This is a genomic window from Actinoplanes sp. NPDC048988 (assembly GCF_043197815.1).
In the GTDB taxonomy this organism is placed as follows: Bacteria; Actinomycetota; Actinomycetes; order Mycobacteriales; family Micromonosporaceae; genus Actinoplanes.
Window position 1 is genome coordinate 710776 of the sequence record NZ_JBICTW010000004.1, and the last position, 24705, is coordinate 735480.

Consider the following 24705-nt stretch of genomic DNA (forward strand, 5'->3'; position numbering starts at 1 on the left):
GGAATGCTTTATTCGGCTTAAATCCGCCTAAGGCGCGCATCACAGCATCGAAGAACGCCGACGCCACGCGGCCCCTACCAGCCACGGAGCAGATCCGAGGGCCAAAAAGAACACCAGCAAAGGACTCTTCCAGAAATAGGACATCTGGCGCTTTGGCGGCGAAGAATGAGCAAAGACCCAGGGACGGGCTGATTTCGACCAGGCCAGAAAAGCGTCGCCGATCGGGGCCGCGCCGAGGGCGTACCTCTTGGTCCACGGGGTCGACACCGGGAGCCCGGCCACCTCGCCGAAGGTGGCCAGTCCGTCGGCCAGCGACTCGTCGCCCTGGACCTTGGCTGCGCCGATGGTCACCACCGTCGCCGAGAGGCTGACGCCGAGGACCAGCGGGCCGGAGTCGACGTTCGGCGGGCCGTCGGTGCCGTTCGGGTGTTCGCGCACGGTCGGGCCGAGCCCCAGCGGCGCGGCCAGGAACCCGGTGCGGAACAGGCCGTACTGCTGCCGGGCGAACTCGGGGTCGATCTCGGGCAGGAAACGCTGCATGATGCTCTGCGACGTGCCCTGCGCCCCCGACGTGGGCTCACCGGTGTCGGCGTCGGCCGTGTGCGGCATCAGGCCGGTGGCCGGGTCGAGACGGGCCCGCACGTTGGCCACCCAGCGGATCACCGTCGTGTCGTACGCCGGGGTGAGCAGCTTGTCGTGCAGCCGCAACGAGGCCACGGCCACGGTCGAGTCGACCGGCCAGGCCCGCCCCGGATAGGAGGCCAGGAACGGCGTCGGCGACGCGTCGAAGGCGGCGGCGATCGCGGCCGAGTCCTCCTCGAAACGGCGCAGCTCCCCGTCGTCGCGCTGCCGGGAGAGGATGCCGCCGCGCAGCCAGTTGGTCCAGCCGCGGTAGAAGACGCCGTACTGAAGGGCCATGTCCCCGCCGAAGGGCGCCCGCCCGGCCTCCGACTCGAGCCGCCCGAGAGCCCAGCGGGCCTCGCCGACCTCGTTCAGGTCGACGGCGGTGAGCCCGTACAGGGCGTACAGAAAGAAGTAGCCCTCGGGGAACTGGCGCTGGGCCTCCTCGGCCGCGCCGGACTGGAGCTCGTGCTTCAGAAAAGCCAATTGCTTGCGTACGCCCGAAGCACCGTCGGCGGGCGCAACCAGCCGGACCGCCCCGAGCAGCGCGAAAGCGCTGATCAGAACCGCCACAAGCAGGCGCACCACCCGTGCCATCGACCGATCGTAGAGACCCCCCACAAGCCGGACGAATCGCCACGCGCGTGGGGTCGCCTGCAGGCGCGGTTTCCGCGCCACGCGACCGGTTCCCACGCAGCTCGCGAGCAGTTCCCGCGCCGCGACCAGTTCCCACAGCCCGCACGAGCAGGTTCCGCAGCCCACCAGGCAGGTCCCGCAGCCCACCAGGCAGGTCCCGCCCACCCAGGGGGACCATCCCACTCCGATCCTCCCGGAAACGGCCAAGGTCATGCCGACGGCCTGTGGACAGCCACGGATTGTGGATAACCCGGCGGCGCGCGCCGCGTGCGGCAGACTGGTGCGGTGGCCGCGGTTCTCATCGCTGCCGCCGCGCCGCGCCGCGTGGCTACCCGATCTGGACGGCGCGACGCACAACCGAACCGGGGGCCATCTAGGAAGGCGAACGCGTTACTAGCTTTTGCGAGCGAGCGACCGGCCGTTCCGCGTCGCGGAGCAGGCGCAGGGCGAGAGCCGGACAGCGGTCGACGGCGCGCTGGGCGGCCGGCTCGAGCGGTCCCGGTACGGCGGGCGACGGGCTGCCGTCGCGGGCGATCGGGTAACCCCAGTCGTCCTCGGCCAGCAGTTCCGGGAGGAGTTCGGCGCAGAGACCGCGGCCGTCGCAGGCCGTCCAGTCGATGTGCAGGCGGGTCATGCTCGGGCCTCCGTGGCCAGGCAGCGGCCGGCCAAGTGGGCCGCCACGTCGGTGTGGAAGGCGCGCATGGCGCTGGCGATCAGGCGGGCTGTGCCGTCGGGGTGGCGGCAGGCGCCACGGCCGGTGACCAGGCGGGTCAGGCGGTCCACCTCGGCCGGGAGGCCGGGGCGGGTTCGGAAGGTGGCCAGGTCGGACAGGGTCGACGCCAGGCGGGGCAGGCCGTTGACGCATGGGCCGCACTGGCCGGCGGACTGGTCGGCCAGGTATCCCGCTATGCGTGCGGTCTCCGTCAAGCCGCATGCGCCCGCCGGCAGGGCCGTCACCACGCCGGCGCCGGGGGACGCGCCGAACGGGGCCAGGGCGGCCCGGCTGATCGGCAGGGCGGGGTCGGCCGGGACCCAGGCGCCGTGGTAGCCGCCGACCAGCACCGCCGCCAGGCCGGCGGCCGGGCCGCCCGCGGCGGCGATCAGGGCGCCCAGCGTCACGCCGTAGCCCGCCTCGACCACGCCCGGGGCCGCCACCGCGCCGCTCACCGTGGCCAGGAACGTGCCGGGCTCGTCGTAGGTGCCGGCCGCCCGGAACCAGCCCGCGCCGTAGCGGGCGATCATCGCCAGGTGGGCCAGTGTCTCCACGTTCTGGACCAGCGTTCCGGTGTCGGGCAGGCGGGTCGGTTTGTCGGCCGGAAGCGCGCCCCGGCCGGCGACCGCCGAGGCCACCGCCGATTCCTCGCCTGCCACGAACGCGTCGGGGGCCGCTACCAGCGTCATCGGGATCGGGTCGCGGCGGGCCGCCAGCACTGCGCGGAAGGCGGACGGTCTCGGCACGTACAGGTAGGCGGTCGAGGCCCGGGCCGCCTGGGCCACCAGTTGCAGGCCGTCCAGCACCAGGTGGGGCCGGTGGGCGAGCAGGGCCTTGTCCTTGCCCGAGGCCGGTTCGCCCTCGGCGCCGTTCGCGATGATCACGGGTGGGCGGCCGGAGGCGATCACCGCGGTGAGTTTGCGCCACAGCGGGAAGCCGGAGCCGCCGCGGCCGGTCAGGCCGGCGTCGCGGGCCAGGCCGACCAGTTGGGCGGCGTCGGGGGTGGGTAGCGGGCCGTGCTCGCCGTCGGCGAGCAGCCGGCGTTGCACGACGCCCGTGGGCGCCTCCGTGACGCTCATCGGACCTCCTCCAAAAGGCGCAGCCGTTTGGCGCGCCGCGGGAAACGGGTGAAGTTCGGGGTCAGCCGCCACACCACGGCGGCCAGCACCCCGGCGGCACACACCAGGGAGATCGCCCACAGCCAGACCGTGCCGTTGTCGGATCCGGTGCCGAGGCCGTGCATCAGCGCCACCGGCCAGCACAGGTAGGTCAGCCAGTGCACGGCCCGCCAGGCGCGGGCGCCGATCCGGTGCCGCAGCAGGCTCGTCACCACGATCGCGATCATCAGGTCGAGGCCGAGCGTGCCCAGCCCTTGCCAGAGCGGCCGGTAGTTGCCGGCGAACGGCAGGACCAGATCGAAGAGCCTCAATTGCGCGTACGGGTCGAAGAGCAGACTGACCACATGCAGTACCAGGAACACGACCGCCAGCAGGGCGGCGTTGCGGTGCAACAGGTTCACGGCGAAACGGGGCAGGCTGAACGCCGTACGACCGGACCTGGCCCCGATGCCCAGGGCGACCACGACCGTCAGCAGGACCAGCGAGACGACGCCGCTGCCCCGCGCGAAGTACCAGAGCGCGTCGCTCACGACGGCCACCCGCCCCGCCGGACGACGCCGAGCTCCGGGGTGACCAGGCGGCTCGGCACGCCGCGGAGCAGTCCGGCGGCCCGCCGCCCGCGGACGACGGCGGCGGTGGTCAGCGTGTTCGCCCGCAGACACGAGAACGCGGCGACCGACACCGTGCGCCAGACGCGCGGGGCGGGCAGGCCGGTGCGCGGGTCGAGGATGTGGTGCAGATGTCCCCACGTACGGCCGGCGGTGCTCGACGTGGCGATCGCCGCGCCGGACGGCAGCCGTACGGCCTGGGCAGGGTCTCCGGGTCTGTCCTGGACCAGCACCTTCCACCCGCCGTCGGGCCCGGCGCCGGCGGTGGCGATGTCGCCGCCCAGCGCGACCATCGCGCCGACGCCGAGCCGCCGCGCGACCAGGGCGGCGCAGCGGTCGGCGGCCACCGCTTTGGCCGTCGCGCCGAGGTCGAGCAGCACACCGGTGGGCACGGTCAGACGGCCGTCGTCCAGCCGGACCGAGCGCCAGTCGGGCGCCGCGAAGACCCGGACGGCCGGCCCCACCCGGCGCCCGGTGACGGCGGCGAAGTCCCGGTCGTAGCCGAGCCCGTGGGGAGCGCCGGCATCCCGGTCGTCGCCGAACCCCTGAAGGGCGGCGAAGTCCCGGTCGTAGCCGAGCCCGTGGAGGGCGGCCCCGATCGTCGGGTCGACGTCGCCGCCGGTCTCCCGGGCGGCCCTCAGCGCGGCCGCCACCAGGTCGGCCAGCAGCGGGCTGACCGCGACGGCGCGGCCAGGCGTGAGCCGGCGGAGTTCGGAGTCGGCGCGGAAGCGGCTGCAGGCCAGATCGACGGCGGCGAGTTCGTCGCGGACGAGAGCGGCCGCCTCGCCGGTCGCGGCGGGGTCGGTGACGACGACGCGGGCCACCGTGCCCCAGACGTTCCACTGTGCGGTGTCGGCGCCGATCGGCAGCGTTTCGGTGAGGGGCATCAGGAGCCGCCCGAGGTGGCGCCGCTGCTGCCGCCGGAGGTGGTGCCGTCGTCGGTCGACAGCGACGGCGAGTCGTTGTTCGTGGTCGTCGTCGTGTCCGCATTGTCGGTCGTGGTGACGGTGGTCGTGCTGTTGTCCGACGCGTACGCGGCCACGGCGACGGCCGCGGTTCCCACCGCCGACGCCGCCACCAGTGCTCCGGTGAGCAGCGCGGTGCGCCGCAGTCCGGTCTCCCGCTTCATCCCGGGCCCCCTCACGTGTGATTGCTTGACACCTCAACCACGGTGCGGGTTCCGCCTCGCCCTGGCCTGTGCCCCGGCTTGGTGGTTCCTGTGAGCCCGGGGCCGGTACGTCGTTTGACGGTAGAGCGGTGACCTGCGGTTTCCTTACCGTCATCGGTATGTCCGTCATCCCGCTGCACACCATCGACGACATCGACCAGGCCAATGCGAGCGGACTGACCCCTGTCGTCTTCCTGCCCAGCCTGTGGCTGCGGCCCACCGCCTGGACCCGCTGGGCGCAGACCTTCCGGGCCGCCGGATACGCCCCGGTGGTCCCGTCCACGCCCCTCGAACCCCTCACCGTCACCGAGGTCGCCGACCACTACGACCAGGTGGTCGGCCGCCTGGAGAAGCAGCCGGCCCTGGTCGGCCACTCGTTCGGCGCCCTGCTGGCCCAGCTGCTGGCCGGCCGCGGCCTGTCCGTCGCCACCGTGGCGATCGCCGGCACCCCGGCCCCGCCGACCTCCGGGCAGTTCCGCGAGGCCCTTGCCGACACCCTCGGCCCGGAGGAGGCCCGCGAGTTCGCCGCGCCCGAGTCCTTCGTGGCCGACTCGGCCGACACCGAGATCAAAGTGGACACGGACAACCCGTACCGTGGCCCGATTTTGATCATCTCGGGTGACCAGGACCGGACCGTGCCGCCCGCGATGGCCGAGGACGTGTACGCCCGGCACCAGCGCAACACCGGTCTCACCGAGTCCGTCACCATTCCGGCCCGCGGCCACGCGCTGACCATCGACCAGGGCTGGCTGGAGGTCTGCCAGACCAGCCTGGCCTTCATCCAGCGCTTCGCCGAACGCTGACCCGGCCCGGCGGCGCCGTCAGATCAGGCCGTGCTCCATCGCCGTGGTGACCGCCGCGGTCCGGTCGGCGACGTCGAGCTTGGTGAACGCCCGCAACAGGTGCGTCTTCACGGTGGCCTCGGAGATGTAGAGGGAGCGGCCGATGTCGGCGTTCGTCAGGCCCTTGGCGACCAGGCGCAGGACCTCGGTCTCGCGGGCCGACAGGGCCGGCGGGGCGGGCTTGCGCACCTGCCGGACCAGTGTGGAGGCCACGCTCGGGGACAGCACGGTCTCGCCCCGGGCGGCGGCCCGGACCGCGTTCGCCAGATCGGCCGGGGAGGCGTCCTTCAGCAGGTATCCGCCGGCACCGGCCTCGATGGCGCGCAGGATGTCGCGGTCGGACTCGTACGTGGTCAGGACCAGGACCCGGACGCCGGGGACCCGGGCGGTGATCTGCTCGGTGGCCGTCACGCCGTCGCCGCCGGGCATGCGCAGGTCCATCAGGACGATGTCGGGGAGCAGGGACGCGGCCAGCGACACGCCCTCGGGTCCCGAGGACGCCTCGCCCGCCACGGTCAGGTCGGGTTCCGCCTCGAGCATGCCGCGCAGGCCGTGCCGGACCACGGGGTGGTCGTCGACCAGGATGATGCGGATCACGTGGGGACCTCCAGCTCGATCGTCGTGCCGGCCCGGGGATCGCTGCGTACCCGCAAGTCGCCGTTGATCTGGGTGGCCCGCTGGCGCATGCCGGACAGGCCGAACCCGTCGGCCGCGGACGGCTCGAAGCCCCGGCCGTCGTCGCGGACCACCAGGCGGACGCGGGACGGGGTGTAGGCCAGGAGCACCGACGCCTCGTTGGCCGCGGCGTGCCGCCGCACGTTGGTCAGCGCCTCCTGCGCCGCCCGCAACACCACCACCTCGACCGCCGTCGGCAGGGCGCGCTCGTCGCCGCTCGTGCGGAACGTGGCCGGCACGCCCGACTCCTCGGCGAAGCGGTGCGCCTGACGGCGTACGGCCTCGGGCAGTGAAGCCGAAGCCAACGGCGAGGGTGACAGGGCCCCGACCAGGGCCCTCGCCTCGGCCAGGTTCTCCTTGGCGGTACGGACGGCCAGCGCCAGCCGTTCGTCGCGCAACTCCGGGTCGACCGACTGCAGCAGCGTGATGATGCTGGTGAAGCCCTGGGCCAGGGTGTCGTGGATCTCGGCCGCCAGGTGGCTGCGCTCGGCCTCGCGGGAGAGGCGGGCCACCTCGGTGCGGCTCGCCTCCAGTTCGGCGATGAGGTGGCGGCGTTCCACGCTCTGCTCGATCACCCGGGTGATCCAGAAGCCGAGCCAGATGCCCGACGCGGCCGAGATGACCGCGATGATCAGGTCCGGGATGATCTGCCCGGGGCGCAGGAACAGGTCGGCCACCGGCGGCACCAGGACGATCGCCACGACCGCGATGACCGCCGCGCGGAGCCGGACCATCTGGAAGATCAGCGGGATGATGGCGAAGAGCAGCCAGTTCATCACCGGCACGGTCACGATGGCGATCGCGAACAGCACCAGCTGGGCGGCCAGCAGGGGCACGTGGCCCCGGTCGCCGCGGATGACCTTGCGGCCCCACACCAGGTGCAGGATCACGATGGCGGCGACCGCGCCGATCGCGACGAGGCGTTGCCACAGCGGGAACCCGTACGACAGGAAGACCGCAAGCGAGACGACCGCCGCGACCACCCCGAGGAAGGTCTCCCAAGCCCCGGGGTAGCTGTTGTGCACCTCGCCGGTGGAGGTCACTTGTCGCGGCTCCAGCGGAAGGTCAGCAGGCACAGGACCAATCCGATCACACACCAGGCGCCCAGCACCAAGGCGATGCGACCCAGCTCCCACTGGCCGGCCGGTTCCTGGTCCTTCATGGCGTCGGGCAGGAAGACATAACGGAAACCCTGCGCCATCCACTTCACCGGGAAGATCGCCGCCACGTTGATCAACCAGGTCGGCAGCTGGGTCACCGGGTAGATGAAGACACCCGAGATGAACTGCAGCGCCACCACCGGCACGTTCAGGATCGCGCCGGCCGTCCGGGCGTGCTTGACGATGCCGCTGACCGCCATGCCCAGCAGCGAGCACGTCGTCACCGAGAGCAGGAACAGCCAGGCGAAGGTCATCCAGTGACTCGCGTCGGGCAGGGGCATGTCGAAGACCAGCGCGCCCACGCCCACCAGCAGGACCACCTCGGCCACGCTGAGAGCGAAGACCAGGATCAATTTCCCGAGTACGTACGACGTGGCGGTGATCGGCGTGCCGTGCAACCGCTTGAGCGTGCCGTCCTCGCGGTCCATGGCCAGGCCGGCGCCCATCGTGACGAAGGCGGTGGAGAGGATGCCGTACGCGATCATGCTGGCCGAGAAGACGTTGCTGGCGCTGACCCCGGCCTCGGTGTACTCGTCGCCGAAGATCGTGCCGAACAGCAGGAGCAGCATCGCCGGGAAGGCGAAGGTGAAGATCACCGCGGTGCGGTCGCGGAGGAACATCAGCAGCTCGACGTGGCCGCGGCTGAACCCCATGGTCGCCGTGCTCATTTGTCCCCCTTGATCAGGTTGAGGTAGACGTCCTCGAGAGTCGGCCGGGTGACGGTCAGCGTGCGCAGGTCGGCCTCGGTGGCGACGAGCTTGCGGATCAGCTCGGTCGGATCGGCGACCTGCTCTTCTTTCAGTACGCCGTCGTCGCGCCAGGTCACCTTGGTCGCCTGCGCTCCACCGCCCAGGGTGGCCGGCGTGCCCTCGGCCAGGATCCGGCCCTCGGCCAGCACGGCCAGCCGGTCGGCCAGCGCCTCCGCCTCCTCCAGGTAATGCGTGGTCAGCAGGATCGTGGTGCCCTCGGCGGCCAGCTCACGGATCAGGTCCCAGAACTGCCGCCGCGCCTGCGGGTCGAACCCGGTGGTCGGCTCGTCCAGGAAGAGCAGTTCGGGACGGCCCACGATGCCGAGCGCGACATCGAGGCGGCGCCGCTGGCCGCCGGAGAGCGCCCGGATGCGGCTCTTGCCCTTGGCGGTCAGGCCGACCAGGTCGATCACCTCGGCCGCCGGGCGCGGGTTCGGATAGAAGCCGGCGATGTGCCGCACCATCTCCACCACGGACAGGTCCGCCGCGTCGTCGGCGTCCTGCAGCACGATGCCGATCCGGGCCCGCCACTGACGGCCTCCCGTGGCCGGATCGGCGCCGAGCACGCTCGCCTCGCCGCCGTCCCGCTTGCGGTGCCCCTCGAGGATCTCGGTGGTCGTCGTCTTGCCGGCGCCGTTCGGGCCGAGCAGGGCGAACACCTCGCCCCGGGCCACCTCGAGATCTATGCCGCGGACCACTTCCTGGCCGCGGTAGGACTTGCGAAGCCCCCGTACCTCAATGGCGTTCATGCCATTGATGGTGTCTTCTCATAGGTGCCCGGCGATACGACCGGGCGGTCGTCAATGACTGTCAACCGATCGGTTGACAGCTACTCCCATTTGAACTTGCGGGCGGCGGCGGTCACGAAGACGACGGCCCACAACGCCAGGCTCAGCCAGATCGGCGCCGGGATCGGCGCGTCGTGCGAGAGGGTGGCCCGCAGCGCCTCGGCGTGCGCGGCCAGCGGCAGCACGAACCAGCCGAACGTGCCCAGATCGGGCGCGGCGAACATGATGCCGCCGGCGGCGAGCATCAGCACGTAGATCAGGGTGGCGGCGGCGGTCGTGGTCTCCGGGCGCAGCACGCTCGCCAGGAGAAGGGCCAGGCCGCTGTACGCCGCGGTGGCCAGCACCGTGACCCCGAGCGCCGGAAGGATCTGCCCGAAATGCGGCCGCCAGCCCACCGCCACGCCGACCAGGGCCAGCACCAGAAGCTGCACGACGATCAGGCCGAGCACGGCCGTGGTCTTGCTGAACAGCAGGCCGGGACGGCTCAGCGGAGAGGCACCGAGTCTCTTGAGTACGCCGTAGCTGCGCTCGTAGCCGGTCGTGATGGCCTGGCCGGTGAAGGCGGTCGACATCACGGTCAGCGCCAGCACACCCGGCACCACGAACGCCAGCCGGTCGTCGCCCGGCACGTTGGTGACCTTGGTGAGGCCGGCACCGAGCAGCACCAGCAGAGGCACGCCCATGGCCAGCACGACGGCCTCGCCACGCCGGGCGGTCAGCACCAGCTCCATCCGGATCTGACTGGACAGCACGGCGCGCATGGGAGCCCGGCCCGGAGCCGGTGCGAAGGTACTCATCGATAAGCTTCCGCTCTGGTCAGGGCCAGATAGACGTCCTCGAGGGTGCGCCGGCGCGTGTTCAGCGAGGTGACCGTGGCCCCCACGCTGGCGAACCAGCCCAGCACGCCGGCGATGGTGGCCGCGTCGAGGGCGCCCGTGACGGCGTACTCCCCCGGGCTGGTCTCGGTGACCTGGAGAGGGGCCAGGCGACCGTCGGGAACCAGACCGGCGTCGGCCCGCACCTCGAGCAGGTCGATGCCGGCCGCGGCGGTCAGCTCGGCCGGCGTGCCGGTGGCGGCGACCAGCCCGTTACGCATGATGACGACCTCGTCCGCCAGCCGCTCGGCCTCGTCCAGCAGATGGGTGGTGAGCAGCACCGACACGCCGTCGGCGCGCAGCTGCTCGATCAGTTCCCAGGTGGTGTGGCGGGCCTCGGTGTCCATGCCGGCCGTCGGCTCGTCGAGGAAGACCAGCTCGGGCCGCCCGACCAGCGCGATCGCCAGCGACAGCCGCTGCTGTTCACCGCCGGAGAGCCGCCGGAACCTCGTACGCTCGAATCGCCGCAGACCCAGCCGGTCGAGCAGCATGTCGACGTCGAGCGGGTTCGCGGCGAAGCTCGCGAAAAGCCGCAGGATCTCGCCGGCCGTGGCCCACGGGTAGACGCCGCCCGACTGCAGCATGATGCCCAGCCGGGGCATGAGCTCGTCGTGGTCGTCCATCGGGTCGAGCCCGAGCACCCGCACCTGCCCGCCGTCGGCCCGGCGGAAGCCCTCACACACCTGCAGAAGGCTGGTCTTGCCGGCGCCGTTGTGCCCGAGCAGGGACAGAACCCGGCCGCGCGGCACGGTCAGCGACACACCATGGACCGCGGTCGTGTCGCCGTAGCGCACGACCACGTCCCGTACCTGGACCGCGTCGTCAGTCAAAACCGCCCGCCCTCACTCAGCGCAACTTCCCTACCTTACGTCCCGCCGATTCCCGGCTAATAAGGTGCTGGCATGAGCGTGGTGGAGATCTACACCGACGGGGCCTGCGCCCCCAACCCCGGGCCCGGCGGATGGGGCGCGGTCCTGCGCTACGGCGCCAAGGAGAAGGACCTGTGCGGCGGCTCCGCCGAGTCGACGACGAACAACCGGATGGAGCTGATGGCGCCGATCCGGGCCTTGGAGACGCTCAACCGGGCGCCGATGACGGTCAAGCTCTACACCGACAGCATTTACGTACGGGACGGCATCACGAAATGGCTGCCCCGCTGGAAGGCGAACGGCTGGCAGACGTCGGCCAAGCAACCGGTCAAGAACGTCGACCTGTGGCAGCGCCTCGACGAGGCGGTCCGCCGGCACGACGTGCAGTGGCACTGGGTGAAGGGCCACGCCGGCCACCCGGAGAACGAGAGAGCGGACCGCCTGGCCGCCCGGGGCCTGCAGGAGGCGGTGGCGGCCGGCACGACGATCGGAGGCTGACGAGAACTTGAGCCTTCGAGTTAATTCGATCGGGGTACGTCAAACGGGCCATAGCTTCCGGTCTATCCATTTAGTCACAATCAGTACATGACCGCGCCCGGCGATTCAGTGCTGATCTTCATCCTCGTAGCCGTCTTCTTCGCGTGCTGCGGGTACGCCGCCGGCCGGCTCCACCAGAAACACCAGGCGGCACACGAGCGGGAAGAGGCCTACCGGGCCGGATACGAGAAAGCCTCGAACCGCCCCTTCGACCCCACCCGCCGCCCGGCCGCCGACCCTCCGGCCACTACTCCCCGTGTCGCCGCGCGCCCATCGACGGCGCCCTCAGCCGGCGCGCCTCGTGCCGCGGCGCCCTCAGCCGGCGCGCCTCCGGCCGCCATGCCTCCAGCCGGCGCGCCTCCGGCCGCTGCGCCGCCTGCCGCGGTGCCCTCCGCCGGCGCTCCTCGGGCCGCGGTGCCCTCCGCCGGCGCTCCTCGGGCCGCGGTGCCCTCCGCCGGCGCTTCCCGGGCCGCCGCGTCGCAGGGGAGCTTTCCCGTGCCGCCGCCCCCGCCGCCGAATGTCCGGGCTGAACCGGCCGCGGTGGGCGGGGTGACCTATCAGCCTTTCCCGAACCCTCGACCGGCCGTCCCTGAGCAGGACACGACACCAGTCGCCGCATCGACCCACACCCCGCCCCCGCCCCCGGCTCCGGCTCCGGCTCCGGCTGTAGCCCCTCCTCCGGCCGCGTCCCCTCCTCCGGCCGCGTCCCCGCCGCCGCCCGACGCCGCCGAGAAGAGGCCGTCGGGGCGGCACGGCGTTCCGGACGAGCTCGTACAGGCCAAGACCTATCGCCTACCGGCGGACCGCGTCTTCCGAGCGAAGGTGCCCGACAGCAAGCCACTGCCCGAGGAGCCGACCACTCCCCTCTCGGTGCCCAAGCCCCGCCGTCCGTGACCCTCCCGGAATTGTCGTACCCCCGCCGTAGGGTCCTCACATGGTTACCGTCGACGACGTGCGGCAGGTAGCACGAGACCTACCCCGCACCTCAGAACACCTGATAAACGACCGGGTCAAGTTCCGCGTGGGCAAAATCGTCTACGTGGCCTTCTCCCGCGACGAGACCGTCATGGGCTTCGGCTTCCCCAAGGAGGAAAGGGCGGCCCTGGTCACCTGTGAGCCCGAGATCTTCCACCTCCCCCGCGAGTCCGACCTGCGCTTCAACTGGGTCCAGGCCTGGATGGACCCGCTGGACGAGAAACGCATGACCGAGTTGGTCCTGGACGCCTGGCGCATGGTCGTCCCCAAAAAGGTCCGGTCGGCCTACCTTCCAAGGCTCACCTGACCCCCACCACCAGCCCACACGGCAGTTCCGGTCCCGTCCGCAATCCCGAGACGCCTGACGGTTCCGGAACCATGGGGTCGGGCCGTCCGTAAATCGGGTGCCGTGCGTTGGCTCCGGGCCCGCGCGGAGGTTCGGGGCCGTGCCCGCGCGACCCGGTCGGCGCGGTGTGAGCCGGTGCGGGGCACGGCCGCTTCCGCAGCGGGCGGCCGGCGAGCCCGGCTGGGTTCGGTATGCCCGGATCGCCGGCCGTCCGCTCGAAGCAGCCAACCAACCCGGCCTAGGTTGAAGCTGTCAGCCACCTGTGTGATCAATGAAAAGGGGTCCTGCGATGCCGACGGTAGCCATCGTGAGCGCGGGCTTCATGGGTTCCGGCCTGGGCGCCGCCCTGCTGGCCGGCGGCGCCCGCGTCGTCACGACGCTCGAGGGCCGTTCGGCACGCTCCCGCCGCCTGGCCGAGACGGCCGGGCTCGAGATCCTGCCCACCCTCACCGACGTCGTGGCGGTCGCCGACGTCATCCTCTCGATCACCCCACCGTCCGCCGCCGTCGACGCCGCCCGCTCCATAGCCACCGCCGCCGAAGCAACCCACTCAAGAACCACCGCCGACGGCCGGCGATCCCGCGCCGCCGACGAGCAACCCCACCAGGACAGCGGGCAAGCCCACGCGGACAGCGAGCGGCCCCGGGCGCACGGCGGGCATTCCGACGCGGACAGCGAGCGGCCGCAGGCGCACAGCGGGCTGTTTCGGGTGGGTGGCGGGCCCGTGGTGGCTGATCTCAACGCGGTGTCGCCGGGGACCATGGGGCGGGCGGTCCGGGAACTTGGTGGGCTGCGGGTCGTCGACGGGTCGATTTCGGGGCCGCCGCCCAGTGTCAAGCCGGGGGCGCGGGTCTATCTGTCCGGGGTCGAGGCCGAGGTCGTCGCGGGGCTGCCGTGGGCGGGGATGGTCGAGCCGGTGGTTCTGGGTGATCGGGTCGGGGCGGCCAGTGCGCTCAAGATGTGCACCGGGAGCGTCTACAAGGGATTGGTGGGGCTGCTCACTCAGGCGATGCGTACGGCGGGGGCGCATGGCGTGCTCGATGAGGTTCTGGACGATCTCGCGCGTAGCGGGCTGGCCGACAGCGAAGGGGTGGCCCGCGCGGCGACGAAGGCGCACCGCTACGTCGGCGAGATGCGCGAGGTGTCAGCCACCCAGGCCGAGGCCGGGCTGAGCCCCGACCTGTTCGCGGCGATGGCGGCCGTCTTCGCCGACGTCGCCTCGACCCGGCTCGCCGACGACGACCCCGAGAACGACCGCGCCCTCACCCCGGCCGAGATCGTCGCCCGCCTGCGAAGTGAGGCGTAACCCACCGCGGACCGGCCGCGCAGGGGGAGGGCGGGTCCACGAAAGGGGAGGGTGTGTGGTGCGTCTGGGTGCTTGGGGCGGTGGGTCGTACCTCTGTCGATGTCATACTGAGTCGTCCCCGCTGGTTGAGAGGCTCGGAGCGCTATGTCCGCCGACGATGCGAGTGTGCGCCGGCCTACGTTGACCCAGGTTGCGGAGCTGGCGGGGGTCAGTCTGAAGACGGCCTCCCGTGCGCTCAACCGGGAGCCCAACGTGGCGCCCTCTACCGGGCGGCGGGTGCTGGACGCGGCCGACCTGCTCGGGTACCGGCTCAACGGGATCGCCCGGGAGCTGCGCCGTGGGGCCACGTCGGCGCTGGTCGGGCTGGTCAGCGGTGATCTGACCAACCCGTTCTACTCGGCCGTGGCCAGTGGGATCGAGCGGGAGCTGCGGCAGCACGGGCTGCTGCTGATCACCGCCAACAACGACGAGGACGCCGCCTTGGAGCGGAGTCTGGTCGACGCCTTTCTCGAGCGGCGGGTGCGGGCGCTGCTCGTCATCCCCAGCGGCACCGACCACGAGTATCTGTCCGTCGAGGGCAACGGCGGTGTTCCCTTCGTCTTCCTCGACCGGCTGCCGGAGGGGGTGGCCGCGGACGCCGTGCTCATCGACAACGCCGGTGGGGCGCGGTCGGCCGGTGAGCATCTGCTCGCGCGGGGGCACCGGAGGATCGCGCTGGTGGCCGACCTCAAGCGGATGGCGCCACAGAAGGGGCGCATCGACGGCTTCGTGAAAGCGATGCACGCCGCGGGCAACGACGAGTGGGAGCCGTACGTGCGCACCGACGTGCACGATGTGCGGCACGCCGAACACGCCGTACAGGAACTCCTCGCCCTTGATCCGCCGCCGACCGCGATCTTCACGACGAACAACCGGCTCACCACCGGCGCGCTGCGCGGGATGCGTGATCTGCGGGAGCAGCCGGCGCTGGTCGGCTTCGATGACTTCGATCTCGCCGACGTGCTCGGTACGACAGTTGTCGCCCACGACATGACCGCTCTGGGGCGGGAGGCGGCCCGGCTCGCCCATGAGCGGATCAGTGGGCATACCGGGCCCGCCCGCACGATCGTTATTTCGACATCCATCATTGCTAGAGGGTCGGGAGAGCGGACGCCCCGTTAACGATCATCTATCCACAGTGTTCGCACGTAACGAGACGGAAACAGTCGTTGACACCCGTGCGTTCAGGCGGCACCGTACTCCCGAATCGCGTGACAACGATGTCAATATCTCGATGGGAGACAAGCGGGATGGTCTTCAGTCAAGTAAAGGGTGGCGGGCGGGGCGGTCGGACGGGCTTCACTCGACGGGCTGCCGTTGCGGCCGTCAGTGTCGCCGCGCTCCTGACGGCCACGGCCTGTGGGTCCAGTGACGACAGTGGCGGCGACTCCGGCTCCAAGAAGGTCGAGGTCTTCACGTGGTGGGCCGACGGCGGTGAGAAGGCCGGCCTCGACGGCCTGGTCGCCCAGTTCGGCACCTCGTGCGCCGGGCAGACCTTCGAGAACGGCGCCGTGGCCGGTGGCGCCGGCGCGAACGCCAAGTCGGTCCTCGCGTCCCGGCTCCAGCAGGGCGACCCGCCGGACACGTTCCAGGCGCACGCCGGCGCGGAGCTTCAGGACTACATCAACGCCGGTCAGGTCGAGGACATCAGCGCCGACTACGACTCCTGGGGTCTCAAGCAGGCGTTCCCCAAGGGCCTGATCGACAACCTGACGGTCGAGGGCAAGATCTACTCGGTGCCGGCCAACATCCACCGGGCCAACGTCGTCTGGACCAACAAGAAGGTCGTGGCCGACGCCGGCATCACCAAGGACCCGACCGATCTGGCCGGCTTCTTCGCCGACCTGGACAAGGTCAAGGCCAAGGGCATCAAGGCGCCGCTGGCGATCGGCAAGGACTGGACGCAGCTGATGCTGTTCGAGTCGGTGCTGATCACCGACCTGGGCCCGGAGAAGTTCACCGGCCTGTGGAACGGCAGCACCGACTGGAACGACGCCGGCGTCACCAAGGCGATCGACGACTTCAAGAAGCTGCTCACCTACACCAACACCGACCGCGACGCCCTCGACTGGACGGACGCGGAGAAGCTGGTCATGGACGGCAAGGCCGCGTACCAGCTGATGGGTGACTGGGAGGCGGCCGACCTGGACGCCAAGAAGTTCACCGACTACGGCTACTTCACGTTCCCGGGCAACGGCACCACCTTCCAGTGGCTCGCCGACTCGTTCGTGCTGCCGAAGGGCGCCAAGAACGCCGAGGGCACCAAGTGCTGGCTCAAGACGGTCGGCTCGGCCGAGGGCCAGAAGGCGTTCAACACCAAGAAGGGCTCGATCCCGGCCCGTACGGACGCCAGCCCGAGCGACTACCCGAAGTACCAGCAGGCCGCCATGGCGGACTGGAAGTCGGCGACCCAGGTTCCGTCGTGTGCCCACGGTTCGGCCTGCTCGCAGGGCTGGCAGGGTGCGGCCAACTCGGCCCTGGGCGCGTTCTCGACCAACCAGGACGCCGGCGCGCTGCAGAAGGCTCTCGCCTCGGCCGCGCAGCAGTTCGTCAAGAAGTAGGTCTGGGGCGGGGTGGCGACCGGCCGCCCCGCCTTTCCCAGCAAGGAGCCCTAATGCGCCGACTCCGGCAGTGGGGACCGGGACTGCTCCTGCTCTCCCCCTCGCTCATCCTGCTCGCCGTCTTCGTGTACGGCCTGATCGCCTGGACCACGAAGGTCTCGGTGTCCGACGAGCACAACGCCCTGGGGTCGAAGGGTTTCGTCGGCCTGGAGAACTACACCAAGCTGTTCACCGACGACATCAACGACCGCTTCACCCATTCGCTGAAGAACCTGCTGATCTTCACGGTGGTGTTCCTGGTCGGCGCGATGTTCTTCGGCCTGCTCTGGGCTTTCCTGCTCGAGCGCGGCGTACGTGGTGAGGGTTTCTTCCGTACGGTCTACCTGTTCCCGATGGCCGTCTCGTTCGTGGCGTCGGGCGTGGTGTGGCGCTGGCTGATGAACCCGAACACGGGCGACAACGCGGGTGGCCTGAACGCCGTCTTCGGCGCGCTCGGCCTCGATTTCCTGCAGAACTCGTGGTGGACCAACCCGAACTGGGGCATGGCCGCGATGGCGATGCCCGCCGTCTGGCAGCTCTCCGGCTACGTGATGGCGCTGTTCCTGGCCGGTTTCCGCGGCATCCCGCAGGAGCTGCGCGAGGCGGCGGCCATGGACGGCGCCAGCACGTACCGGCTGTACCGCAACGTGATCTTCCCGCAGCTCACGCCGGTCGCGTTGTCGGCGCTGATCATCCTCGGCCACATGTCGATGAAGATGTTCGACCTGATCATGAGCGTCTCCGGTCCGCAGTGGCTGACCGAGGTGCCCGCCGTCTACGTCTGGCAGACGCTGCTGACCAGCGACTACGCCAAGGCCGCGGCGATCTCGATCATCCTGCTGCTGCTCGTGGCGGTCGTCATCGTCCCGTACCTGATCTACACCAACCGGGCGGAGAAGAACGCATGACCGCCTGCACCGAGCGGCACCCCGCCGCACCGAGAAACGGCCTCGCAGGCGAGGGCCAGAAGGTCATGCGAGAGGAGGGCTCGGAATGACCGTCGTCGCCGCCCCTCAGGAGACGCTGGAGAGCCTGAAGCCGCGCACCAAGCCGCGGCAGAGGTTCGGGCCCGGCTCGATCGTCAAGTACGCGCTGGTCCTGCTCTTCCTGATCATCGTGCTGATGCCGATGTACGTGCTGATCGTGACCAGTTTCAAGTCGGGTTCGGACATCGGCGTCACGAGCCAGTGGAACCTGCCGGAGACGTGGACGCTGGCGTCGTGGGAGAAGGCCTGGAACTCGCTGCACGCGTCCTTCGTCCGCACCTTCGAGCTGGCGATCCCGGTCGCCCTGATCTCGTCGGTGATCGGCGCGGCCAACGGCTTCGTGCTGTCGCGCTGGCGGTTCCCCGGCGCCGACCTGGTGTTCACGCTGATCCTGTTCGGCATGTTCATCCCGTACCAGGCCGTCATGATCCCGCTGCGGGAGATCGTCACGACGATCGGCATCCCGCCCGGCATCCCGACCCTGGTCTTCGTGCACTGCGTCTACGGCATCCCGATCTGCACGCTGATCTTCCGGAACTACTACGCCACCACGGTTCCGGAGGAGCTCGTCGAGGCGGCCCGGGTCGACGGCGCCGGCCTGCTGCGCACGTTCGCCTGGATCATCCTGCCGATCTCCGTCCCGGGCTTCGTGGTCACGGTGATCTGGCAGTTCACGTCGGCCTGGAACGACTATCTGTTCGCGATCTTCCTGTCCAACACGAGGAACGGCCCGATCACGATCGCGCTGAACGCGCTGGCCGGCGCGCAGTCGCCGGACTACGCGGCCTCGATGGCGGGCGCGCTGATCACGTCGTTGCCCACGCTGGTGGTGTACGTCCTGCTCGGCCGCTGGTTCATCGGCGGTCTCATGGCCGGCTCGGTCAAGAGCTGACCTGAGCAAGGTGAAGGTTTGGTCTCTCACCCCTTAGGGGCGACGCGCCCGGCGGCCGTTGCCCCTAAGGTTCTTATTTCGTGACCACCGAGGACGTCGACGGCTTCGCCGCACGCATGGCTTACGCCCTGCACAAAGACCCGGCTGACGACGTACGCCGGACGACCCTCCATCTGTGGATCATCGCGGTGACCCTGGCCTGGCTGGTGCTCGTCCCGCTGGTCGTCCTGTACGGCCTGATCACCGATTCCGGCGGCGCCTTCACGCTGGCCACCGTGCTGATCGTGGCGCTGCCGTTCACGGCCGCCGCGCTCGCCACCCGGAACGGCCGTTTCGGTCTGGGTGGGCTTTACGTCGTACTCACCCTGCTCATGGCCCTTCCCGCCGCCGGAATCGCCCAGCTCGGCTGAATGTAGGGCACGATGGGCCCATGGCCGACAAAGGCGAGGAGCGCGACGGCGTCACGCTGACCAACCTCGATCAGGAGTTGTACGAGGGTGCGGGCGCCACCAAGCGTGACCTGATCGACTATCTCGACGCGGTCGCCGATCGCATGCTGCCGGTGCTGCGCGACCGCCCGCTGTCGGTGATCCGGCTGCTGCGCGGCCAGGACAAGTTCATGCAGAAGAACCTGCCGAAGTACACGCCCGACTGGGTGCCGCGCACCGCGGTGTGGGCCGAGGCGTCGCATCGCGAGGTCACGTACGCGCTGTGCAACGACCGCCGGACGCTGCTCTGGTTCGGCAATCAGCGCGCCATCGAGTACCACCCCGCGCTCATGCCGGCCGGCGACCACCACCCGACCCATCTGATCATGGATCTGGACCCGCCCGAGGGCGAGAACTTCGCCAAAGCCGTGCGGGCGGCGCGGCTGGTACGCGCCGCCCTCGCCGAGATCGACATGGCCGGAGCCGTCAAGACCAGCGGCTCCAAGGGTGTGCACGTCTTCGTCCCGCTCGACGGCAAGGCCGACGCCGAACAGGTCGCCGCCGCCACCCGCGCGGTCGCGGCCCGGGCCGAACGGCTGGACCCCGAGCTGGCCACCACCGCTTTCATCCGCGAGGACCGGCACGGCAAGGTCTTCCTCGACGCCACCCGTTCGGGCGGGGCCACTGTCGTCGCCGCCTACAGCCCCCGGGTGCGCCCGGGCGTACCGGTCTCCTTCCCGGTCGCCTGGGACGACCTCGACGACGTGACCCCGGCCGACTTCACCGTCCACACCGCACCGGGCCTGCTGGCCGCCGGCCACGACCCGTGGGCCGGGGCCATGCCTGCGCCGCAGACCCTCGACGAGGGTCTCATCGAGGAGGGCCGGACCATCCCGGTCGCCCGGGTGCAGGCCATGCACGAGGGCAAACGCCGCGCCAAGGCCCGCCGCGAGGCCGGTTAGGCCGGGGTGAACAGCAGCGACACGTTCTGGCCGCCGAAGCCGAACGAGTTGCAGATGGCCGCGCCGATCGCCTGCTTGCGCGGCTCGCCGGTGACCACGTCGAGCGTCACCTCGGGCGCCTTGTTCTCCAGGTTCAGCGTGGGCGGGATCAGCCCCTCGGCCACCGACAGCACGGTGATGATGCTCTCCACCGCGCCGGCCGCGCCGACCAGGTGGCCGATCGCGCCCTTGGGCGCGGTGAGCACCACGTCGTCGCCGAGCGCGGCCCGGATCGCCGCCACCTCGCCCACGTCGCCGACCACTGTCGACGTGGCGTGGCAGTTCAGGTGGTCGATGTCGCCCGGGGCCAGCCCGGCCGTCCGCAGCGCGGCCTGAAGCGCCCGGATCTGCCCCTCGCCGGACGGCTCGGGACCGGTGATGTGGTACGCGTCGGCGGTCACCCCGAAGCCGGCCACCCGGGCCACCGGGCGCGCGCCCCGGGCCGCCGCGAACTCGGCCCGCTCCAGGACCACGACCCCGGCGCCCTCGCCGAGCACGAAGCCGTCCCGGTCGACGTCGAAGGGCCGGGACGCCCGCTCCGGCTCGTCGTTGCGCTTGGAGAGGGTACGGGACTGGGCGAACCCGGCCACCGTGATCGGCGCGATGCACGCCTCGGACCCGCCGGCGATGACCACGTCGGCCTCGCCCGACCGGATCAGCCGCACGCCCTGGGCGATCGCCTCGGCCCCGGACGCGCAGGCGGCCGAGGTCGTGTAGACGCCGGCCTTGGCCCCGAGCTCGATGCTGATCCAGGCGGCGGCGCCGTTCGGCATCATCATCGGCACGGTCAGCGGGGAGACCCGGCGCGGGCCCTTCTCCTCGATCACGTCGTCCTGGTCGAGGAGCGTGGTCACGCCGCCGATGCCGGTGCCCATGACGACCGCCAGCCGCTCGGACTCGACCCCGGGCGCGCCGGCGTCGGACCAGGCCTGGCGGGCCGCGACGAGCGCCGCCTGCTGGCAGCGGTCCATCCGGCGGGCCTGCACCCGCTCCAGCACCGTGTCGGGCGAGACGGCCATCGGCGCCCCGATCCGGGTCGGCAGCTCGTCGAGGTGGGCGTAGCCGGCCAGCACGTCGTCGATGCGCCGCACACCCGAGCGGCCCTCGAGCATGCCCTGCCACAGCGAGTCGACATCGCCGCCGAGCGGGGTGGTCGCACCCATCCCGGTGATCACAACATCCGTCATAGTTGTATAGCGTACAACTATGACCGAGCCTCCCCGCGCCCGCGGCCGCCGCACCCGCGACGCGATCCTGCGCGCCGCCGAAAATCTGTTCGCCGAGCGCGGCCTGGCCGCGGTGAGCGTGGCCGACATCGCCGGCGCGGCCGGCGCCCACCCGCACCAGATCACGTACTACTTCGGTTCCAAGGACGCCCTGTTCGTCGAGGCCGCGTTCCGGCTGCTGCTCCACCAGGCCCAGCGCCTGGAACCGATCGGCCTGCGGCGGCGGACGCCCGAGTCGTTCCGGATCGCTCTGGCCCGTACGGCGCTGGCCCTGCCGGCCGTGCCGGTCGCCGTGCACGCCATGGCGGTGAGCCGGCTGCGCCCCGAGCTGCACGCCTCCGTCCAGCAGAGCCTGTCCGTGCTGTTCCGCCAGGCCGAGCGCTACCTGCTCGACGTCCTCGACCGCCGCGGCTGGGCCATCGACCGCCCGGCCGCCATCGAGGCGCGCACCTTCTGGACCACCGTCTTCGGCGCGCGCCTGATCTCCGAGAGCGGCTACGGCGGTCAGTCGGCCGACGTCGACCTGGCCGGGGTGCTGACGGTCCGCAGCGCCGGGCGATAGACCAGTTCCTGGGTACGCCCGTCCAGCGTCCGCGTCTCCAGCAGGTCGAGGTCGAAGTCGGCGGCCCCGGCGAAGATCGGATCGTCGCCGGTCCTCCCGGTGATCACCGGGAAGACCGTCACCTGCACCCGGTCGACCAGACCGGCCGCCATCAGCGCCCGGTTCAGGGCCAGGCTGCCGTGCGAGCGCAGCGGCACGTCCGACTCCTGTTTCAGCCGGGCGACGACCTCGACCGCGTCGCCCTTGACGACGGTCCCGTCCGGCCAGTCGATCGGCTCCCGCAGCGTGTTCGACACGATGAACGCCGGCAGGTTCAGCATCCGGGTCACCCACGGGTCGCCCACGGTCGCCTCGGTGCCGGCCGCCAGCAGCTGGGTGAAGGCCCGGTACGTGTTGGCCCCGAACACCATGCGCTGCTCCGTCTCGTACAGGGCCAGACGGTGCGCGAGCAGCTCCGGGCCCTGCTTGCCCCAGTAACCGCCCCACGAGGGGTCGGTGACCCCGCCGAATCCGTCGAGGCTGGTGAACACGTCGAAGGTGTAAGTCACAGTCATGACCGTCCGACCGGCGCCGGGCCCGAAACTCATCGGCCGTGGTGTACTCCTTTGGGAGTAGCGGAGTAGTCGGGAGGCGTCCGTGCGGGTGACGGCGGCTGGACGACGCGGCCGGGCCCCCGGCGAAAATAGCGTTCCGTCCATGAACAGATACCTGGCTTCCACGCTCACCCTGGTCGGCGTCCCGGCCGGCCTGGCCATCACCGGCGGTTCCCTCGACACGGTCATGACGCTGTCGCTCGCCGTCTGGCTGGCCGTCCTCGCGCTCCTCGCCCCGCGCTGGCCCCGCGCCGTCCTCGTCCTCTCCCTGCTGGCGGTCGCCGGCATGCGCGGCGGCTCGCTGGTCGACTCCGGCTGGGTGTGGCCGGCCACGGCCGCCTTCGTCGCCGTCGTGCTCGCCGGCCACCTGCGCACGGCCGTCATCGTGGGCGGCATCGCCCTGGCGTACGGCTTCGCCTGGGACGGATACGTGGCCGAGGGCCACGGCGGCAACTGGACACTCGCCCACGTCGGCGGCGAGACCCTGTGGCTGGCCGCCGTCCTGGCCGCCACCACGGCGTACCGCAACACCGTCCGCTGGCAGGCCGAGGTGGCCCACCGCCTCGAGCAGGACAAGCACGAACGCGAACTGGACGCCCGCCGCCGCCGCGCCGAGGAACGGGTCGGCATCGCCCGCGACCTGCACGACGTCGTGTCACACACCCTGGCCGTGGTCGGCGTCCACCTCAACGTCGCGCTCGACGCCTTCGACAGCGACCCCGACGAGGCACGCTCGTCGCTGCGCCTGGCCCAGGAGGTACGCGGACGCGCCATGACCGACCTCAAGTCACTGGTCGACGTGCTGCGCGAGGGTTCGGCGCCGGCGATCGGCGAACCGGCCGACGGGCTGGACGGGCTGGAACGGCTCGCCGACCAGGTCCGGTCGGCCGGGCTGGCGGTGTCCCTGAACGAGTTCGGCGAGCGGGCGCTGGTGCCGGCCCCGGTCGCCACGGCCGTCTACCGTGTCGTGCAGGAGTCGCTGACCAACACGGTGCGCCACGCGGGGGCCGGCCGGGTCGCGGTGACGGTCCGCTACGCGCCGGCCAGCGTGGTGGTCGACGTGCAGGACGACGGCACCGCCCCGGAGGTGGTGATCGACGGCAACGGGATCGCCGGCATGCGCGAGCGGGTGGCGGCGCTGGGCGGCGCGCTGACGGCCGGCGCCGGCAAGAGCGGCTTCGCCGTACGAGCAACGATCCCGTTCCCAGCTTGACGGAGGCCACCCCATGACGATTTCGGTGATGCTCGCCGACGACCAGCACCTCGTGCGGGCCGGCTTCCGCAGCCTGTTGCGCCGCGACCGGGAGATCGACGTCGTCGGCGAGGCCGCCAGCGGCGACGAGGCCGTCCGCACCGCCCGCGCTCTGCGACCCGATGTGATCCTCATGGACATCCGGATGCCGGGCCTGGACGGCATCGCCGCCACCAGGGCCGTCCTCGCCGAGAACCCGGACACCAAGGTGATCATCTTGACGACCTTCGAGACCGACGAGTACGTCTTCGCCGCGCTGGCCGCCGGGGCCAGCGGCTTCCTCACCAAGGAGATCGCCCCGGACGGCCTGCGGCAGGCGGTCCGGGTGGTGGCCGCCGGTGACGCCCTGCTCTCGCCGAGCGTCACCCGCCGGGTGGTCGGCCAGTTCGCCCATCGCCCGGTCGCCGCCGCCCGCCACGAGGACCGGCTGGCCGTGCTGACCGAGCGCGAGCGGGAGGTGGTCCGCCTGGTCGCGGCCGGCCTGTCCAACGAGGAGATCGCCCGCGAGCTCGTGATCAGCCCGCTGACCGCCAAGACCCACATCACCCGGGCGATCGCGAAACTCGGCGTCCGGGACCGCGTTCAACTGGTGATCGTGGCATTCGAGGACGGGCTGGCCGGATGAAGAGAATTCTGGTGTACGGGGTGACCGGCGCCGGCAAGTCGACGCTGGCCGCCCGCGTCGGCGAGCGCCTGGGAATTCCGTACCACTCCATAGACGACCTGATGTGGGAACCGGGCTGGGTGGAGGTTCCCGACGAGATTCAGCGCGACCGCATCCGCGCGGTCTGCGCCGGCGACTCATGGGTGATTGACGCCGCGTACCAGAAATGGGCCGATATCGTCCTTGATCGGGCCGACCTCATCGTCGGCCTCGACATGCCCCGGCGCGTCTCCTACGGCCGTCTCGTACGCCGCTCGCTGACCCGGCTGATCAACCGCACCGAGATCTGCAACGGCAACCGGGAATCGTTCCGCAACCTGTTCCTCGACCGCGACTCGCTCCTCTATTTCCATTTCCGCTCGTGGGGCCGCAAACGCGCCCGCATGCGCCACTGGCAGGCCCACCCGGACTTTCCGGAAACGATTCTGCTGCGGTCGCCCAGAGAGGCCCGCGACTGGCTCGCGTCGCTTTAAGGTC

The 24705-nt window shown here is 71.1% G+C and carries 28 protein-coding genes; 14 read left to right on the top strand and 14 right to left on the bottom strand.

The features are described 5' to 3' along the window. Nucleotides 1-39 precede the first annotated feature (39 nt). The 6 genes from ACGFJ7_RS17670 to ACGFJ7_RS17695 all read right to left on the bottom strand — a co-directional run bounded on the left by ACGFJ7_RS17670 (nucleotide 40) and on the right by ACGFJ7_RS17695 (nucleotide 4824). Complete coding sequence (locus ACGFJ7_RS17670) at nucleotides 40-1218, bottom strand: hypothetical protein (protein WP_392642714.1); 1179 nt, start codon at nucleotides 1216-1218, stop codon at nucleotides 40-42. A 412-nt stretch (nucleotides 1219-1630) separates the two neighbouring features. Further along, entirely contained in the window at nucleotides 1631-1891 is a 261-nt protein-coding gene (locus ACGFJ7_RS17675; protein ID WP_360240752.1) for a ferredoxin, read from the bottom strand. Continuing rightward, nucleotides 1888-3048 (bottom strand): NADH-ubiquinone oxidoreductase-F iron-sulfur binding region domain-containing protein, encoded by a 1161-nt coding sequence (locus ACGFJ7_RS17680; RefSeq protein ID WP_392642715.1) that lies wholly within the window; start codon nucleotides 3046-3048, stop codon nucleotides 1888-1890. Before ACGFJ7_RS17680 ends, ACGFJ7_RS17675 begins: the two co-directional genes overlap by 4 nt. Then, nucleotides 3045-3617: a ferric reductase-like transmembrane domain-containing protein gene (locus ACGFJ7_RS17685; protein WP_392642716.1), complete on the bottom strand. Its 573-nt coding sequence runs from the start codon at nucleotides 3615-3617 to the stop codon at nucleotides 3045-3047. The genes ACGFJ7_RS17680 and ACGFJ7_RS17685 overlap by 4 nt, the downstream gene beginning before the upstream one ends. Next, nucleotides 3614-4582, bottom strand: a complete 969-nt coding sequence (locus ACGFJ7_RS17690; protein WP_392642717.1) for an FAD:protein FMN transferase — start codon at nucleotides 4580-4582, stop codon at nucleotides 3614-3616. Before ACGFJ7_RS17690 ends, ACGFJ7_RS17685 begins: the two co-directional genes overlap by 4 nt. Then, complete coding sequence (locus ACGFJ7_RS17695; RefSeq protein WP_360240764.1) at nucleotides 4582-4824, bottom strand: hypothetical protein; 243 nt, start codon at nucleotides 4822-4824, stop codon at nucleotides 4582-4584. The genes ACGFJ7_RS17690 and ACGFJ7_RS17695 overlap by 1 nt, the downstream gene beginning before the upstream one ends. A gap of 158 nt (nucleotides 4825-4982) precedes the next feature. Between ACGFJ7_RS17695 and ACGFJ7_RS17700 the strand changes: the two genes are divergently transcribed. Then, nucleotides 4983-5666, top strand: coding sequence for an alpha/beta hydrolase (locus tag ACGFJ7_RS17700; RefSeq protein WP_360240767.1), 684 nt, complete (start codon nucleotides 4983-4985; stop codon nucleotides 5664-5666). A gap of 18 nt (nucleotides 5667-5684) precedes the next feature. Here the strand turns inward: ACGFJ7_RS17700 and ACGFJ7_RS17705 are convergent, their stop codons facing one another. The 6 genes from ACGFJ7_RS17705 to ACGFJ7_RS17730 all read right to left on the bottom strand — a co-directional run bounded on the left by ACGFJ7_RS17705 (nucleotide 5685) and on the right by ACGFJ7_RS17730 (nucleotide 10782). Further along, the gene (locus ACGFJ7_RS17705; RefSeq protein ID WP_360240770.1) at nucleotides 5685-6302 is read right to left on the bottom strand and encodes a response regulator transcription factor; all 618 of its coding nucleotides are present in this window, start codon (nucleotides 6300-6302) and stop codon (nucleotides 5685-5687) included. Continuing rightward, nucleotides 6299-7423: a sensor histidine kinase gene (locus tag ACGFJ7_RS17710; RefSeq protein ID WP_392642718.1), complete on the bottom strand. Its 1125-nt coding sequence runs from the start codon at nucleotides 7421-7423 to the stop codon at nucleotides 6299-6301. The genes ACGFJ7_RS17705 and ACGFJ7_RS17710 overlap by 4 nt, the downstream gene beginning before the upstream one ends. Then, a complete protein-coding gene (locus tag ACGFJ7_RS17715; protein WP_392642719.1) occupies nucleotides 7420-8208 on the bottom strand; it encodes an ABC transporter permease in 789 nt (262 codons plus the stop codon). The genes ACGFJ7_RS17710 and ACGFJ7_RS17715 overlap by 4 nt, the downstream gene beginning before the upstream one ends. Next, nucleotides 8205-9038 carry an ABC transporter ATP-binding protein gene (locus ACGFJ7_RS17720; RefSeq protein ID WP_360240779.1) on the bottom strand — a complete coding sequence of 278 codons (834 nt, stop codon included), beginning with the start codon at nucleotides 9036-9038 and terminating at the stop codon, nucleotides 8205-8207. The genes ACGFJ7_RS17715 and ACGFJ7_RS17720 overlap by 4 nt, the downstream gene beginning before the upstream one ends. Before the next feature lie 80 nt (nucleotides 9039-9118). After that, nucleotides 9119-9874: an ABC transporter permease gene (locus ACGFJ7_RS17725; protein WP_360240782.1), complete on the bottom strand. Its 756-nt coding sequence runs from the start codon at nucleotides 9872-9874 to the stop codon at nucleotides 9119-9121. After that, complete coding sequence (locus tag ACGFJ7_RS17730) at nucleotides 9871-10782, bottom strand: ABC transporter ATP-binding protein (protein WP_360240785.1); 912 nt, start codon at nucleotides 10780-10782, stop codon at nucleotides 9871-9873. The genes ACGFJ7_RS17725 and ACGFJ7_RS17730 overlap by 4 nt, the downstream gene beginning before the upstream one ends. Nucleotides 10783-10854: 72 nt before the next feature. Between ACGFJ7_RS17730 and rnhA the strand changes: the two genes are divergently transcribed. The 9 genes from rnhA to ligD all read left to right on the top strand — a co-directional run bounded on the left by rnhA (nucleotide 10855) and on the right by ligD (nucleotide 19892). Further along, entirely contained in the window at nucleotides 10855-11319 is a 465-nt protein-coding gene (gene rnhA, locus ACGFJ7_RS17735) for a ribonuclease HI (protein ID WP_360240788.1), read from the top strand. A gap of 973 nt (nucleotides 11320-12292) precedes the next feature. Continuing rightward, nucleotides 12293-12640, top strand: coding sequence for an MmcQ/YjbR family DNA-binding protein (locus ACGFJ7_RS17740; protein ID WP_392642720.1), 348 nt, complete (start codon nucleotides 12293-12295; stop codon nucleotides 12638-12640). Nucleotides 12641-12968: 328 nt separating this feature from the next. Then, the gene (locus tag ACGFJ7_RS17745) at nucleotides 12969-13985 is read left to right on the top strand and encodes a DUF1932 domain-containing protein (RefSeq protein ID WP_392642721.1); all 1017 of its coding nucleotides are present in this window, start codon (nucleotides 12969-12971) and stop codon (nucleotides 13983-13985) included. Nucleotides 13986-14129: 144 nt separating this feature from the next. After that, nucleotides 14130-15146: a LacI family DNA-binding transcriptional regulator gene (locus ACGFJ7_RS17750; protein WP_360240796.1), complete on the top strand. Its 1017-nt coding sequence runs from the start codon at nucleotides 14130-14132 to the stop codon at nucleotides 15144-15146. 128 nt (nucleotides 15147-15274) lie between these two features. Continuing rightward, a complete protein-coding gene (locus ACGFJ7_RS17755) occupies nucleotides 15275-16585 on the top strand; it encodes an extracellular solute-binding protein (protein ID WP_360240799.1) in 1311 nt (436 codons plus the stop codon). 53 nt (nucleotides 16586-16638) lie between these two features. After that, nucleotides 16639-17532 (top strand): sugar ABC transporter permease, encoded by an 894-nt coding sequence (locus ACGFJ7_RS17760; protein WP_360240802.1) that lies wholly within the window; start codon nucleotides 16639-16641, stop codon nucleotides 17530-17532. An 85-nt stretch (nucleotides 17533-17617) separates the two neighbouring features. Next, nucleotides 17618-18502 (top strand): carbohydrate ABC transporter permease, encoded by an 885-nt coding sequence (locus ACGFJ7_RS17765; protein WP_392642722.1) that lies wholly within the window; start codon nucleotides 17618-17620, stop codon nucleotides 18500-18502. 80 nt (nucleotides 18503-18582) lie between these two features. Beyond that, nucleotides 18583-18912: a hypothetical protein gene (locus ACGFJ7_RS17770; protein ID WP_360240805.1), complete on the top strand. Its 330-nt coding sequence runs from the start codon at nucleotides 18583-18585 to the stop codon at nucleotides 18910-18912. A gap of 20 nt (nucleotides 18913-18932) precedes the next feature. Next, entirely contained in the window at nucleotides 18933-19892 is a 960-nt protein-coding gene (ligD, locus tag ACGFJ7_RS17775; RefSeq protein WP_360240808.1) for a non-homologous end-joining DNA ligase, read from the top strand. On the opposite strand, the gene ACGFJ7_RS17780 is transcribed toward ligD, so the two are convergent. After that, nucleotides 19889-21118, bottom strand: a complete 1230-nt coding sequence (locus ACGFJ7_RS17780; protein WP_360240811.1) for a beta-ketoacyl-[acyl-carrier-protein] synthase family protein — start codon at nucleotides 21116-21118, stop codon at nucleotides 19889-19891. The genes ligD and ACGFJ7_RS17780 overlap by 4 nt on opposite strands. Before the next feature lie 19 nt (nucleotides 21119-21137). Here ACGFJ7_RS17780 and ACGFJ7_RS17785 point away from each other — a divergent pair, with 19 nt between their 5' ends. After that, nucleotides 21138-21719: a TetR/AcrR family transcriptional regulator C-terminal domain-containing protein gene (locus tag ACGFJ7_RS17785; protein ID WP_360240814.1), complete on the top strand. Its 582-nt coding sequence runs from the start codon at nucleotides 21138-21140 to the stop codon at nucleotides 21717-21719. Here the strand turns inward: ACGFJ7_RS17785 and ACGFJ7_RS17790 are convergent. Continuing rightward, nucleotides 21662-22273, bottom strand: coding sequence for a dihydrofolate reductase family protein (locus ACGFJ7_RS17790; RefSeq protein WP_392642723.1), 612 nt, complete (start codon nucleotides 22271-22273; stop codon nucleotides 21662-21664). The two genes, ACGFJ7_RS17785 and ACGFJ7_RS17790, sit on opposite strands and share 58 nt — an antisense overlap. Nucleotides 22274-22415: 142 nt before the next feature. Between ACGFJ7_RS17790 and ACGFJ7_RS17795 the strand changes: the two genes are divergently transcribed. Genes ACGFJ7_RS17795 through ACGFJ7_RS17805 form a run of 3 tightly spaced genes read left to right on the top strand, consistent with a single transcriptional unit; the run spans nucleotide 22416 to nucleotide 24701 of the window. Further along, entirely contained in the window at nucleotides 22416-23525 is a 1110-nt protein-coding gene (locus ACGFJ7_RS17795; protein ID WP_360240820.1) for a histidine kinase, read from the top strand. A 13-nt stretch (nucleotides 23526-23538) separates the two neighbouring features. Beyond that, entirely contained in the window at nucleotides 23539-24189 is a 651-nt protein-coding gene (locus ACGFJ7_RS17800) for a response regulator transcription factor (RefSeq protein WP_360240823.1), read from the top strand. Further along, nucleotides 24186-24701, top strand: coding sequence for an adenylate kinase (locus tag ACGFJ7_RS17805; protein WP_360240826.1), 516 nt, complete (start codon nucleotides 24186-24188; stop codon nucleotides 24699-24701). Before ACGFJ7_RS17800 ends, ACGFJ7_RS17805 begins: the two co-directional genes overlap by 4 nt. Nucleotides 24702-24705 lie beyond the last annotated feature (4 nt).